Annotated in this window: 11 protein-coding genes and 3 pseudogenes; 1 reads left to right on the forward strand and 13 read right to left on the reverse strand. The window is 61.4% G+C overall.

What is annotated here, in order from left to right; all coding sequences use genetic code 11:
* The 7 genes and pseudogenes from NBH21_RS17380 to NBH21_RS17410 form a co-directional block, all read right to left on the reverse strand.
* A pseudogene (locus tag NBH21_RS17380) lies at positions 1 to 309 on the reverse strand (DDE-type integrase/transposase/recombinase); the annotation flags it as partial.
* 78 nt (positions 310 to 387) lie between these two features.
* A complete protein-coding gene (locus NBH21_RS17385) occupies positions 388 to 1644 on the reverse strand; it encodes a putative Na+/H+ antiporter (RefSeq protein ID WP_250912880.1) in 1257 nt (418 codons plus the stop codon).
* Positions 1645 to 1809: 165 nt separating this feature from the next.
* Complete coding sequence (gene dmpG / locus NBH21_RS17390) at positions 1810 to 2835, reverse strand: 4-hydroxy-2-oxovalerate aldolase (protein WP_250912879.1); 1026 nt, start codon at positions 2833 to 2835, stop codon at positions 1810 to 1812.
* Positions 2836 to 2845: 10 nt separating this feature from the next.
* Positions 2846 to 3757: an acetaldehyde dehydrogenase (acetylating) gene (locus NBH21_RS17395; protein WP_250912878.1), complete on the reverse strand. Its 912-nt coding sequence runs from the start codon at positions 3755 to 3757 to the stop codon at positions 2846 to 2848.
* 17 nt (positions 3758 to 3774) lie between these two features.
* The gene (locus NBH21_RS17400; protein ID WP_250912877.1) at positions 3775 to 5058 is read right to left on the reverse strand and encodes a TRAP transporter large permease; all 1284 of its coding nucleotides are present in this window, start codon (positions 5056 to 5058) and stop codon (positions 3775 to 3777) included.
* On the reverse strand, positions 5055 to 5537 hold the full coding sequence (locus NBH21_RS17405; RefSeq protein ID WP_250912876.1) for a TRAP transporter small permease: 483 nt from the start codon (positions 5535 to 5537) through the stop codon (positions 5055 to 5057). The genes NBH21_RS17400 and NBH21_RS17405 overlap by 4 nt, the downstream gene beginning before the upstream one ends.
* A gap of 125 nt (positions 5538 to 5662) precedes the next feature.
* Complete coding sequence (locus NBH21_RS17410; RefSeq protein WP_250912875.1) at positions 5663 to 6670, reverse strand: TRAP transporter substrate-binding protein; 1008 nt, start codon at positions 6668 to 6670, stop codon at positions 5663 to 5665.
* A gap of 215 nt (positions 6671 to 6885) precedes the next feature.
* Here NBH21_RS17410 and NBH21_RS17415 point away from each other — a divergent pair, with 215 nt between their 5' ends.
* The gene (locus NBH21_RS17415) at positions 6886 to 8283 is read left to right on the forward strand and encodes an FAD-binding oxidoreductase (protein WP_250912874.1); all 1398 of its coding nucleotides are present in this window, start codon (positions 6886 to 6888) and stop codon (positions 8281 to 8283) included.
* Positions 8284 to 8470: 187 nt separating this feature from the next.
* Here NBH21_RS17415 and NBH21_RS17420 read toward each other — a convergent pair whose 3' ends face one another.
* From NBH21_RS17420 to NBH21_RS17445, 6 genes and pseudogenes are all read right to left on the reverse strand, one after another.
* Positions 8471 to 9259 (reverse strand): IclR family transcriptional regulator, encoded by a 789-nt coding sequence (locus tag NBH21_RS17420; RefSeq protein ID WP_250912873.1) that lies wholly within the window; start codon positions 9257 to 9259, stop codon positions 8471 to 8473.
* Between the two features lie 291 nt (positions 9260 to 9550).
* Positions 9551 to 10058 (reverse strand): annotated as a pseudogene (locus tag NBH21_RS17425) (IS6 family transposase); the annotation flags it as partial.
* A 430-nt stretch (positions 10059 to 10488) separates the two neighbouring features.
* On the reverse strand, positions 10489 to 11757 hold the full coding sequence (locus NBH21_RS17430) for an NAD(P)/FAD-dependent oxidoreductase (RefSeq protein ID WP_250912872.1): 1269 nt from the start codon (positions 11755 to 11757) through the stop codon (positions 10489 to 10491).
* A 127-nt stretch (positions 11758 to 11884) separates the two neighbouring features.
* Positions 11885 to 12100: pseudogene (locus NBH21_RS26270) on the reverse strand (IS5/IS1182 family transposase); the annotation flags it as partial.
* 295 nt (positions 12101 to 12395) lie between these two features.
* A complete protein-coding gene (locus NBH21_RS17440; RefSeq protein ID WP_250912871.1) occupies positions 12396 to 13280 on the reverse strand; it encodes a MurR/RpiR family transcriptional regulator in 885 nt (294 codons plus the stop codon).
* A gap of 35 nt (positions 13281 to 13315) precedes the next feature.
* Complete coding sequence (locus NBH21_RS17445) at positions 13316 to 13993, reverse strand: aspartate/glutamate racemase family protein (protein WP_250912870.1); 678 nt, start codon at positions 13991 to 13993, stop codon at positions 13316 to 13318.
* Between the last annotated feature and the right edge of the window lie 53 nt (positions 13994 to 14046).

Genomic DNA, 14046 nt, shown 5'->3' on the forward strand with positions numbered 1-14046 from the left:
CACGTAGCCGTCCTGATCGACGGCCCGCCATAGCCAGTGTTTCCTGCCGGCAATGGTGATGACGACCTCGTCCAGAGGCCACACATCGTTCCTGCCGGGCATCTTGCGGCAAAGGCGACGCGCATAATCCGGGCCGAACGTCTTTCCCCGGCGGCGGATCGTTTCATAGGAGACCGCAATGCCGCGCTCCAGCAACAACGCCTCAACAAGGCGCAGGCTCAGCGGAAACCGAAAATAGAGCCAGACCGCATGGGCGATGAGCTGGGGTGGGAAGCAATGGCGCTTGTCGCTGACTGGCGAAGTATTCATGCGCGGGCGTCTATCGCAGCCGCTCCTCACAACACGTGGCCGTGACAGCGCCAGAAAAGGAGCAATCCCGGTTCCGTTTCACATAAACCAGAAGACAACGATGGCGACGAGCGTCGGCGGTATTGCCGCGGCCAGCAAACCAAGCGGGTTGACTGTCTCGTCCTCGAAATGGCCTTTGAGGATGCTCAGGCCGGCCGGATTGGGCGCGTTGGCGATCACGGTCAGGCCGCCACCGGTGACCGCACCTGCAACGAGGGCATATTTGAACTCGTCCGTCAGGCCATCGACCAGCGAGCCGAGATAGGTGAGCGCAGCATTGTCGGTGACAGCTGTCAACGCCGTCGCACCGAAGTAGATCGCGTCGGAATTCATGCTCATCAACAGTGGCTGCAGCCACCATTGCTGCTGTCCGCCCAGCACTACGAGGCCCGCAAGGAAGAAGGCGACCAGCAGGCCCTCGCGTAGCATCAGGCGGTCCTGATGGGCGCGGTAGGCCTGGGTGACGCCGAGGAAAAACAGGAAGAGCGCAAGGAACACCGCCGGATGATGGGAGAAGGTCACCACCAGCGCGAGGAAGGCGAGATGCACCGCGATCAGCGGCACCGGCACCCGGTTGGCCACCGTTTCCGAGCCGGACGGCAGGGCCGCAAGCTCCTTGCGGAAAAGGAAGGCGAGAAGTCCGGCATTTACGGCTGTCGCCAGCACCGAGCGCCAGCCGAAGGTCTCCAGCATGAACGGCATGCCCCAGCTCCATTTGCCGGCAACCATCAGGATCGGGGGCGCGGCGAACGGCGTCAGTGTGCCGCCGATGGAAACGTTGACGAAGAGGACGGCAAGGGCCGCATATTTCAGCCGGGGCGAGATGCCGCGCGAAAACGTGCCGGCGGAAAGGATCATCGCGCCGACGGTCATCGCGGCCGGCTCGGTGATGAAAGAGCCGAGAAGCGGCACGACGAACAGCACGGTAAAGAACGAGGCGATCTGCGGGCGCACCGGCAGGATAGAAGCGATGGCCTTGACCACCGCCTGACTGAACTGCAGAACCGGGCGCGTCGCGGCAATCACCATGATGGCGAAAACGAACATGGGTTCGGCGAAGTTTCGCCCGTCGAGATAATGGGTGGCGGTTTGCGATCCTTCGATGGCGAACATGAAGAGCATCATCACCATCGCCCAGAAGCCGAAGACGACCTCGACCTCTGCCAGCAGATGCCAGACGCCGCCATGGCGAGGATCGCTATGGGCCAGCCTTTCGAACAGCTTGACCGAAAACGTGTGCAGGATGGCGACCGCGAACAAAAGGGCAGCGATCAACTGGATCGTGGTCGGGTTCAATATCCTGCTCCATTTCCCTGACGTCGAAAGCCTCTCGATATTCTCGGGCCTTCGTGTATTGCCGACGAATGCGGCAGACGGAACGCTTAATTCCTCGATCAGCACTTCGCAACGGCATCACCGCTGCGAAGTGCGATATCCGGGTTTATCCAGATGGCCCGGGGGTCAAGCCTTTGCAGCGCGCGACATCGTCAGCGCCAGGTCCTCGATCATGTCTTCCTGACCGCCGACCATACCGCGGCGGCCGAGTTCCAGGAGCAGATCGCGGGCAGGAACGCCGTAACGCTTTTCCGCGCGCTCGGCAAACAGCAGGAAGGACGAATAGACGCCGGCATATCCGAGAACCAAGGAGCCGCGGTCGACGCGGATCGGACGATCCATCATCGGCACGACCAGATCCTCGGCGGCGTCCATGATCTTGAAGAGGTCGACGCCGGTGATGGTGCCCATGCGCTCGAACACCGCGACCAGCAGTTCGGTCGCGGCATTGCCGGCGCCGGCGCCAAGGCCCGCGATCGCGCCGTCGATGCGGTTTGCGCCTGCGGCAACGGCGGCCACCGAATTGGCGATACCCATGCCGAGATTATGGTGGCCGTGGAAGCCGAGTTCGGTTTCCGGCTTCAGCGCCGCGCGGATGGCGGTGACGCGGGCGGTCACGTCATCAGGCAGCATGTGGCCCGCCGAGTCGGTGCAATAGACGCAGTTGGCGCCATAGCTTTCCATCAGAAGCGCCTGCTCGACCAGCTTTTCCGGGCTGGCACGGTGCGACATCATCAGGAAGCCGACGGTGTCGAGACCCGTCTTCGCGGCATAGGTGATGTGTTGTTCGGCGCAGTCGGCCTCGGTGCAGTGGGTGGCGACGCGCACGCCGGAGATGCCGCAATCCATGGCGCGCTTCAGCGTGTCCACGGTGCCGATGCCGGGCAGGAGAAGCGCCGAAACCCTGACCTTCTTCATGTGCGGGATGACGGCCGAAAGGTATTCCTCGTCGGTTGCCGCCGAGAAGCCGTAGTTCACGGAAGCGCCGCCCAGCCCGTCGCCATGGGTCACCTCGATCCACGGCATGCCGGCGTCGTCAGCGGCCTTGGCGATCTCGACCATCTGCTCGATGGAAATCTGGTGGCGCTTGGCATGCATGCCGTCGCGCAGGCTCATCTCGTGAAGGGTGATCTTGCGTCCTTCGATGCTCATTTCAATCTCCTCAGCCGCGTGCCGGCAGGGTGAAGACGCCCTTGACGGCCTCTTCCGCGAAAAGTTCGGCGGTGCGCAGGGCTGCCGCCGTCATGATGTCGAGGTTGCCGGCATATTTCGGCAGGAAGTCGCCGAGACCTTCGACCTCGAGGTAGATCGATACGCGCTTGCCGTCGAAGACCGGGCCGTTCACGACCTTGTAGCCGGGCACGTATTTCTGCACTTCGGCGGCCATGGCCTTCACGCTCTCGGTGATCGCTGCCTGATCCGGTTCGCCTTCCGTCAGCACATGCACGGTGTCGCGCATGAGGAGGGGCGGTTCTGCCGGATTGACAATGATGATCGCCTTGCCGCGCTTTGCGCCGCCGACCTTCTCGATGGCATGCGCCGTGGTGCGGGTGAACTCGTCGATGTTCTTGCGGGTGCCCGGACCGACCGAACGAGAGGAAACGGCGGCGATGATCTCGCCATATTCCACCGGCTGCACGCGGGAGACCGCAGCCACCATCGGAATGGTGGCCTGGCCGCCGCAGGTGACCATGTTGACGTTCATCTCGAGACGCTTGGCATGATCCGCCAGGTTGACCGGCGGAATGCAGAACGGGCCGATGGCCGCAGGCGTCAGATCGACCATGATCACGCCGAGCTCGTTGAGCTTGCGGGAATTTTCCGCATGGGCATAGGCGGAGGTAGCATCGAAGGCGACGCGGATGTCGTCTGCCAGCACATGCTCCAGCACGCCATCGACGCCGGTGGCGCAGGTCTTGATGCCCATTTCGGCCGCCCGCTTCAGGCCTTCCGAAGCGGGGTCGATGCCGACCATCCAGACCGGCTCCACCCATTGCGAGCGCTGCATCTTCATCAGCAGGTCGGTGCCGATATTGCCCGGCCCGATGATGACCGCCCTGAGTTTCTTGCTCATCTTGCGTATCCTTTACATTACATTCCGAAGAGGGCAGGCAGCGCCAGCGAAAGCGCCGGCACATAGGTGATGATCATCAGCACGGCGATCATCACGATCATCGGGGTGATCGCACCCTTCACCACGGTCTCGAGCGAAAGGCCGGAGACGCGGGAGGCGACGAACAGGTTGACGCCGACGGGTGGCGTCACCATGCCGATCGCCAGATTGACGATCATGACGATGCCGAAGTGTTCCGCACTGACACCGAGAGCCGTTACCAGCGGCAGAAGGATCGGCGTCAGGATGATGATCGCGGCGATGGTTTCCATGAAGGTGCCGACGATCAGCAGGATCACGTTAATGGCGAGCAGCAAGAGCCATGCTTGATCGACAGTCGAGGTGATAGCGTTCGCCAGCATCACCGGTACACCCTCGATGGCGAGCGCCCGGCCGAAGATGGTGGCGGTGCCGACGATCAGCATGATGGTGGCGGAGGTCAGGCCGGAACCGGCGAAGATCTTGTACAGATCCTTGAGGCTCAGCTCCTTGTAGACGAAGGTGCCGACCACGAAGCCGTAGATCACGCCGACGGCTGCAGCTTCCGTGGGGGTGAAAATACCGCCATAGATGCCTCCGAGGATGATGACCGGCACCATGAGCGCCCACTTGGCGTCATTCAGGACAGCCAGCATTTCACGGCTCGAGGGACGATAATCGCCGGGCTTCTGGCCGTCGCGCTTCGACTGCCACCAGGCATAGGCGATGAGGGCAAAGCCGATCAGCAGGCCTGGCACCACGCCGCCCATGAACATCTTGGACACCGAGACATTGGCCGAGGTGGCATAGATGACCATGGGGATCGACGGCGGGATGATGACGCCGAGCGAACCGGAGCAGGAAATGAGGCCCGAGGAGAAGCTCGGCTTGTAGCCGTCCTTCGCCATGGCCGGCAGCAGGATCGTGCCGACGGCGGCGACGGTCGCCGGGCCGGAGCCGGAGATTGCGGCGAAGAAGATGCAGGTGACGACCGCGATGATCGCCATGCCGCCCGTATAGCGACCGAAGAACATGCGCCCGACATTGATCAGACGCTGCGACAGGCCGCCCTGCCCCATGAGGTCGCCGGCGAGAATGAAGAACGGGACGGCCATCAACGGAAAGCTGTCGATCGAGGTCACGAGGCCCTGAGGGACATAAGAGCCGGAAACCTTGCCCGATACGATAAGCGCCAGCGTCGAGGCGATACCCAGCGAGATGGCGATCGGAACGGAAAACAGCAGCAGGACGGCAAGAAGACCGAAAAGAATGAGCGTGATCATTGGGCTGCTCCTTCCCGGGCGCCGCGCAGGTCGAGCACGATGGCCTGCAGCAGGCGAAGTACCACCAGCAGGAAGCCAGTGAAGGGCGCCAGATAGATGATGCCCATGGGAATGCCGAGCGAGGCGGATTTCTGGCCGAAGCGGAAGGTCTTTTCGACCATGAACCAGCCCTGATACATGACGAACAGGGCAAATGCGCCGAAGACCACATGAGTCAGGACCCGGACGTAAGTCTGGCCGGTACGCGACAGGAGGTCGGTGCCCATGGTCACGCGGATATGGGCGTCCTTGCGCACCGCATAGGCGATGCCGATATAGGTCGCCCAGATGAAGAAGTAGCGCGACAGCTCTTCCGACCAGGAAAGGGAAGCGCCCATCACGTAGCGCATGAAGATCTGCACCCCGATAAGGATCGACATCAAAGCCATGAGGGCTACGACGATCGCCTCCTCGAAATGCTCATCGATGATTTTGAGCATGTGTCTCTCCGGCGCCGCGCGGGGATCTGCCCCGGGCGCTGTCTGCCGCTTTGACGGTCAGTTCGTTTGTCCGAATGGGATTGCCCGGCGATGCTTGTTCGCCGGGCCGTTCATTGCGCGGTGCTTTACTGGGCAGCGGCGGCGAGCAGACGGTCCACCAGATCGGCTCCGGCCTTCTGCTTGACGAGTTCTACGATCGGGGCTGCCTTGTCCGAGAAAGCCTTCAGCTCTTCCGGGGTCAGCGTCGCGAACTTCACGTTGGTCATCGCGGCTTCGGCCTTGTCGTCGGCATCCTTGGCGAGACCGCGCTGGTAGGCGGTCGCATCCTTGACGGCCTGGTCGAAGATCGCGCGGTCTTCCGCGCTCAGGCTGGCGAGCTTGTCCGGATTACCGAGCAGCGGCCATGGCGAATAGATGTGGTTGGTCTTCGAGATGTATTTCTGCACCTCGTTGAACTTCATGTCGTAGAACAGGTTGATCGGGCCTTCCTGGGCATCGAAGGTTCCCTGCTGAAGCGCGGTGAACAGCTCGTTGAAGGCGAGCGGAGCCGGGTTTGCACCCTCGGCGCGCCATGCCGCGATATGCACCTCGTTTTCCATGGTGCGCATCTTCAGGCCTGCCAAGTCGGCCGGCGAGCGGATTTCCTTCTTGTTATTGGTCAGCTGGCGGAAGCCGTTTTCCCAATAGGCGAGGCCAACCATGCCCTTGTCGTCGAGCGACTTCAGGATCTCCTGGCCGACTTCTCCGTCAAGCACCTTGTAGGCCTGCTCGCGGTTCTTGAACAGGAAGGGAACGTCGAAGGCGAAGAACTGCGGGGCGAACGAGGCGACCGGAGCCGATGAAACGAAGGTCAGGTCGACATTGCCGAACTGGATGTTTTCGGTCAGCTCACGTTCGCCTCCCAGCTGCGAATTCGGGAAAATCTCAAGGCCCATGCGGCCGCCGGACTTTTCGCGCAGCTCCTTGTCGAGGAATTCGAATGCCTTGTGGCCCGTCGAGGTCGGCGCCGAGGCATGGGCGGCGCGAAAGACAATTTCAGGCTCGGCCTGTGCGGCGGTGCCATACGAAACGGCTACGGCAAAGGCAGCAACGATACCTGCGCGCAGAACCTGCGCGGCATTCATAAGTGACATGTCTATCCTCCCAAATAGTGCGGAAAACCAGAGCGGTTTCCGGTTTTTCAGCCGGGCACTTCAAAATAGAAGCTGGACGCGAGGTGATGCCTCCGCTCCTCCCCAGCGCCACGAACTAAACAGACGTGGATTTTTTTGTCAAATAGTAAAATCAATTTGCAATATGTGAGAATTTTGGCCAGTAAATCGGTGGAAAAGCAGACTGGGAGGACATCATGCAACCCGAAAACCCGAGCGCGACCCTTATAGCGGCCCTTCAGGAAGCCGTCGGCGCGAGCAACCTGAAGGCTGGCGGCGAGGTGCCGGAAGCGGCGCTGCGCGACTGGAGCGACGAGCGCGGCGGCGTCCCGCTGGCGCTGGTCACGCCGCGAGATACAGCGGCTGTTGCGGCCGTGCTGAAGCTTTGCCACGATTTTTCCACCCCCGTCGTGCCGCAGGGTGGCCGTTCGGGTCTTGCCGGCGGTGCCGTGCCGAGCGAGGGCGCGGTGCTGCTTTCGCTGGCCGGCCTTGACCGGATAGAGGAAATCGATGCGGCTTCGGGCCTGATGGTGGTTGGTGCCGGCTGTATTCTGCAGCGCATCCAGGAAGCGGCACTGGAGGCGGGCTTTTCCTTTCCGCTCGATCTCGGCGCGCGCGGCTCCTGCCAGATCGGCGGCAATATCGCCACCAATGCCGGCGGCAACCGCGTCATTCGCTACGGCATGACGCGCGATCTCGTGCTCGGTCTTGAGGTCGTGCTGGCGGACGGCACGATCCTTTCCATGATGAACCGCATGCCGAAGAACAATGCCGCACTCGACCTGAAGCATCTCTTCATCGGTTCGGAGGGCACGCTCGGCGTCATCACCAAGGCGGTGTTGAAGCTGCATCCGGGAGTTGCCGGGGCCAATGCGGCGCTGGTGGCAGTGCCCGATTTCGCGGCGGCCGCCGGCCTGCTGCGTCATGCCCAACGTACTCTTTCGGGCCGTGTCACCGCGTTCGAACTGATGTGGAACGATTACTACCGGGCGGTTCTCGCGGAAACGGGTCTGCGGGCGCCGGTCGATCCGGATCATCCCGTCTATGTGCTGGTCGAAATGCAGGGCGCCGATCCGGATGCCGAAAGGCCTGTTTTCGAGACCATGCTCGAAGCGGCGTTCGAGGCCGGTCTGATATCGGATGCTGCCGTTGCCCAGTCGCAGCGCGACGTGGAGACCTTCTGGTCTTTGCGCGACGGTATCGCCGAGATCCTGTCCCGCCGCGCCCCCACCATCAATTTCGATGTTTCGGTTCCGCTCTCGCGCATCGGAGACTGCGTGGAAGAAATCCGCGCCGCGCTGACGACAGCCTTTCCCGCCCTGCAGGTGATCTTCTTCGGCCATGCCGGCGACAGCAACATCCATCTCGTTGCCGGCCCGATTTCGCAGATCGACCCGACCGGCCACGGCATCGAGAGGACTGTCTACGAGATCATCCGCACCTATGGCGGTTCCGTCTCGGCCGAACACGGCATTGGCCTGCACAAGAAGCCCTGGCTCGTCTATAGCCGTTCGGAAAACGAACTCGCCATGCTGCGCCAGCTGAAGGCAAGCCTCGATCCGAAGGGCATTCTCAACCCCGGCAAGGTGCTCTGAACGAAAGTTCAGCCGATGGTCCCGCCGCAGCAACAACCCGTCGCAAGCCCGCGTCGGGTTGTTGCTGTTCAAGTCGGGATTTACCCAGGGATGAACCCGGTCGCACCGGCGATGGCGGGATCCCTGCCGGTGATTTATCCTTTTGTTCTCGTGGGTTTGTTGGTTAGAAAACGCGCACGCAAAAGCCTCAACTTGTCCGTGCGCCGAGTTCCGAGGAGATGGCGCGCGCCACGCGCTGGACCTCCGGCACGAGGTCCCGCATACGCGACGGCGGCATGAATTCGAGCGTCGAGGAAACGGAGATCGCAGCGATGACGCGGCCTGTCGCATCGCGCAGCGGAGCGGCGACGCAGCGGATGGAGGACTGGTCCTCGCCGAGGTCATAGGCATAGCCGCCCGAGCGATAGTTCGCCATCTGGATCAGCCAGTCGGCCTCGGTCATGTTGCCGGGCAGCAACTGGTGGTCGCGCTGGTACAGTTCCGACAGAACGGCTGTGGGCTCGTCCAGCATCAGCGCCTTGCCGACGCCGGTGGAAATCACCGGCTTGCGCCCGCCGATGCGCGAGCTGATCTCGACCGGACGCGTGCCGCGCAGCTTGTCGAGATAGGCCACTTCCCATCCCTCGCGCTGCGCCAGGTGCACAGTGTCGCGCGTGAGCCGCGACAGCTCCTCCAGGAATGGGCGCGCGACCTGCACGAGATCGACCCGAGAATAGGCGGAAAAGCCAAGCTCGATGAGGCGGGGTCCGAGCCCGAATTCGCGCGCATTGTCGGCCTTCAGAAAACGCCGTTCGAGGAGAACAGAAACGATGCGGTGCACCGTGCTGTACGTCAGCCCGGTGATGGCGGCGATATCCTGGATCGTACGGGACTTGTCAGCCACGGCATCGAGGATATCGAGCCCGCGCAGCAGGGTTTGGCTGCGAGGCGCTTTCTGATCCTTCTCTTCGTCAACCGTGTCGATCTTTTCTGCCATTTTTCAAGCCCCTCGAATCCTTACCCTTCTACCCGGCGATGCGGAAAGGTTCCAGAGGACTTGTAGGTTACTATCCAGCGCCCATAGCACGAGATAGCCAGGACCTGAACCGCGCCGGGTTTGGCGGAGACCCCGAGTCGTGAGAGGTAGGGTCTATGACGAGCAAGACGACGAACAAATTCTCTCCTGAAATCCGCGCTCGGGCCGTTCGAATGGTGACGGAACACGAGGCTGAATGGTGGCGCCGTCTTAACTGGTAGCAATTCGCGGCGAGGATTCGTGTACCAAGCTTTAGGCAGCGATCAACAAGGCGATTTCGCGCCAGGTCGAAATGGCATGAGCTCGGAGCTGGCGGTGATCGGCGACGGTCAGATGTTTGCGGTGAAGATGAAAAAGATTTGCGATATGACCATGGCTTGAGACGAAGCGTTGGCATTGCCGTGTCGACTTGAAGCGCATCATGCGCCGTTCTCGTCGTCGAAGAGGAAGATGAGAGTTTTCTGCGCGGTTGTTGACGCCCTTATGCGAGCGATGCTCGACGCGCGGCATCAATTCAACTTTGGCGGCAGCGTGTCGGTCACCATGACGCGCGGTGCCATCCTCTGGCCCTTCAGTAGCTTGCGCATCAGCCGAAGAGCTACCTTCATATTCCTGCTATTTTGCAGCAGAGCATCGAGAACGCACCCGTCGGCATCGACGCGCGCCAAAGCCGGTATTTCTTCCCTTTGATCGCCACGACCATTTCATCAAGGTGCCACTTATCGGCAGAGTTACCGCGGGACCGTCGACGAAGCGGATGCGTTGATCGCCGCCGCCCTGGTTCATGGCCTGACGCCATCGCCCATCGGGTTTGCCTTCATGATCGATGAGGACCGGCTCAAACGGGCGTCTTGCTGATGCGCTCGCCTGGGCCGGCCTTGCCAACCTGTATTACTGGATCGACCGCAAGAACGGGATTAAACGCTGCAAGACGCCGGCATGCCGAACCCCCTGCGTTCAGACCGCATGAGCGATGATCCACGATGGAAAACGCAGGCCCGCGTAGCGGATGATGGGCCTGTTCATCTCAACCCCATCATCCGCCAACCCTTAAGCTGCAGACAAGCTGACATCGCCCTGCCCGCTCATACCAGTCGGCTTTGGAGGAATCCCCAACTCCATAACGATGGTCGGCATTACTGCCCAACCGCTGGCGAATAACCCAGCCATGGCGGCCACACTCAATGTGTTCAACTGTCCATGTCCTGTATCGTTTCCCTTTGGGTTATCAATCGGGCCGAATGCTGGCCGCGTAGGAATACCCAGAGCCAGCTTGCCGCGACTGCGATGCGGCTACGGGTTCCGATCAGGAAGAAAATGTGCGCCAACCCCCAGATCCACCAGGCGATACTCCCCTTCAGCTTGAGCCTGCCGAATTCGACGACGGCCGCACGGCGGCCGATCGTGGCGAGGTTTCCCTGATGATGATAAACGAACGGCCTGGGCGGCTCCGCTCCCGCAAGTCTGCGGGCAATCACCTTCGCCACATAGGCGCCCTGCTGTTTGGCAGCGGGGGCGATGCCTGGCACCGGCCTGCCGTTTTCGCTGACGACGGAGGCGGTGTCCCCGATGACGAAGACATCCGGCATTTCTGGCACCGTCAGGTCGGAGCGGACCACAACGCGTCCCGCCCTGTCCGCCTCGACGCCCAGCCACACCGCCGCCTTCGATGCGCGCACGCCCGCTGCCCAGATCAGCGTCTGGCTGGCAATGAATTCATCCCCGATCTTGACGCCCTCGGCACTGCAGTCCGTCACTGACTTGCCGGTGCGTACATCGACCCCCAGTTTCTCCAGCGCCTGCCTGCCGTATTCGGAAAGCTCCGGCGTGAAGACCGGAAGAATGCGAGGGCCTGCCTCGACCAGCAGGATTTTCGCGGTCCTGGTGTCGATGTGCCGAAATTCCCGATAAAGGGCGCGATGCGCTAGTTCCGCAATCATGCCGGCAAGCTCCACGCCGGTTGCGCCGCCACCGACAACCATGAAGGTCAGCAGAGCCTTGCGTCTTTCCGGATCTGGCTCCATTTCCGCCTTTTCGAACGCCAGCAACACCCGCCTGCGGATCGTCGTCGCATCCTCGAGGGTTTTCAGACCCGGCGCCACTTTCTCCCATTCGTCATGACCGAAATAGGCGTGCCGCGCACCTGTCGCCAGAACCAGCGTGTCATAAGAAATGCCCTGCCCGTCCCGAAGGGAAACGGTATGTTCCGACAGGTCGACACCGACCACCTCCCCAAGCAGCGTGGTCACCTCCGGCCGGTTCCGATAAAGACTACGGATCGGCCAGGCGATTTCCGAGGTCGCCAACACGGTCGTAGCGACCTGATAGAGAAGCGGCTGGAAGAGATGATGGTTCCTCCGGTCGATAATAGTGATGTCCACCGACCCGCCCTTGAGATCATTGGCGAGTTTCAGGCCGGCAAAGCCGGCCCCGACGATAACGACACGATGTCTGGGCATGATTGCCTGCGCCTTTCGAACTTGGAGGGAGGGGGGTTATGGGTGGTCAATAAGAACGCCCCTACCCGCTACCGAATGCAAATGACAGCAACGAGATTTACCGGAAAGGCATCATCAATGCACGCCGTTACGCGCATGCCAGCGTTCGATTGAGGACGGTGCGGCCGATGGCGAATTTCGTCTGTTGTGTTGTGAACCAACGAGCCCGCAGTCGGTGTCCGATGATCGACTTGTATCGACCGACCGCGGTCTCGACCAATGAGCGCCTGCCTTACCGGTGGCGGCCTGCCATTTCATTCTGCCATCCGCGTTGGTCGCCACGATATGACGGTCGCGTCGCCGGGAGATTGCTATCCGGCCGCTCCACCGCGTCGTCCGCTTCGGTGTTTACCAGGATGATCGAGCATCCTTTGTCATCCAAAGCATCAGACTGCCACACCGACGAAGGTCGGCTTTATATTCCGGCCAGTTCATAGCCTTGAACATCATCTCGCCGATATGATGGCGGCGGGCGGAATTGTGTTTGGACGGCATAGCAAATGCGCTGGTCTGGTTCGATCCAGGCCGCTTATCTCACCCACAATAAACGATCCGTGCACAAACGCCTTGTACGAGAACAACCTTTCGGGATTGCACGACTATAGTTCGTCGAGACCTTCGTTGAGCGCTTCGATCGTGCGAAGCCGTTTGCGGCCTTCGGGTCCTGCTTTTTCAAGGCAGCGGGTGATCAGCAGATGGCAAAGCGCCATGACGGCCGTGTGATTGAACAACGGGCCGGGCGCCAAGGTCTGGCAGCTGAAATGCCAGTTGGCGCCGCCCTCGAAGGGTGCGCTTTCATCGGTGATGTAGACAAGCTTCGCCTTGGACTTTCGGATCAGCGAAATGATCGTGTCGATCTGTGCGATCCGCCGGCGCATGGCGAAGAATATGACCATGTCGTCTTCCTGGACGCTGACGAGATGTTCTCCCAGTGTCTGCCCGGCTCCGGGAATTGCGACGATCTCCTCGACCACCTGCGTCAACTGCCATTGCAGGTAGGAGGCAAAGGGATGGCTGCTCCTGAAACCGAGTACCCAAACTTTGCGTGCCTGGAGCAAAGCCTGCGCCACGGCCTCGATCTGACCGTCGGTGATGGAAAGGAATGTCGCCTCGAGATTGGCGACACCCTGACTGATATGTGCTTGTACCGACTGGGCGGTGGAAACATCCGCTGCGCTGGTCAGAAACAGCCGCGAGCCGGTCTGTTTCTCAGCTCGCGCGTGGCGGCGCGCTTCTTCGTAGTTCTCATATCCCAGGCGCTGGATGAAGCGGGTTACCGTCGCCTTCGAGACATGGGCGAGGATGGCAAGTTCCTGCGCGGAGTAACTGGCAAGCTCGCCGGGAAAATCGCAAACGAACTCGCCAAGGCGTTTTTCTGCCGGGTGAAGATCGGGCAACGCCTGCCTTACGCGATACAGGAACGATCTATCCTTGGGCACCGGGAACTCCGCCAGAATCTGAGCAGAGAGACTCTCCTTCGGCATCGATCTACTTGCAACAGAAAAAGCGGCGCGCTTCATCAGCCTGCTTTCGCACCCGGCTGAGGAGCGTGAGCGATTTTTGACAACAGCAGCTCGACCGCAGAGCGGATCGGCGCGATCACGGGCGCGGAGAAATGTTGCTGGAGCTGCGCGGCGGCCTCCCCGAGCGGCCCGCCGCCAATGATCACGGCCTCGGCGCCATCGCGCTCGAAGCATTCCTGAGCCGCGATCTCAAGCGCTGCCAACAGTCGCTCCGGTTCCGAGGCAAGCTTTATCGGATCGCCGTCCGTCAGTCGCGTACCGGTGAAGAGATGGCTGACGCCCAGCCCATCAGCCTTTGCCGCGAAGCTTTTCACAAGATCCGGCGTGACGGTCGCGATTCCGAAACGACGGCTGCCGGCCGACGCTTCCAGCATTCCCGCCTCGCAGATGCCGACGGCGGGAATGTTGATCGATTGTCTCAGACGCTCGAGCCCCGGGTCCCCGAAGGCGCTGACGATCAATCCGTCGGCCTGCCCGGCCACGTCCTGTCCCAGTTCGACCACGCCGTCTGCGGCGACCGCAAGCTGGATGTCGTCAAGGATCATCGGAACGCCCCGGGCAACGGTGACGCCCTCAATGGAAAACCGCTCGTTGAGGTATCTACGGGCGATATCCGTCATCATCGCGGTCGTTACGCGCGAAGTGTTGGGGTTGATCAGAACAATGCGTTTCATCGTCTCCGGACGTGCGCCACCGCACGTCCGCCTCCCTCTCAACTATTGTTTTC

Source organism: Ciceribacter sichuanensis (genome assembly GCF_024055605.1).
GTDB lineage: Bacteria > Pseudomonadota > Alphaproteobacteria > Rhizobiales > Rhizobiaceae > Allorhizobium > Allorhizobium sichuanense.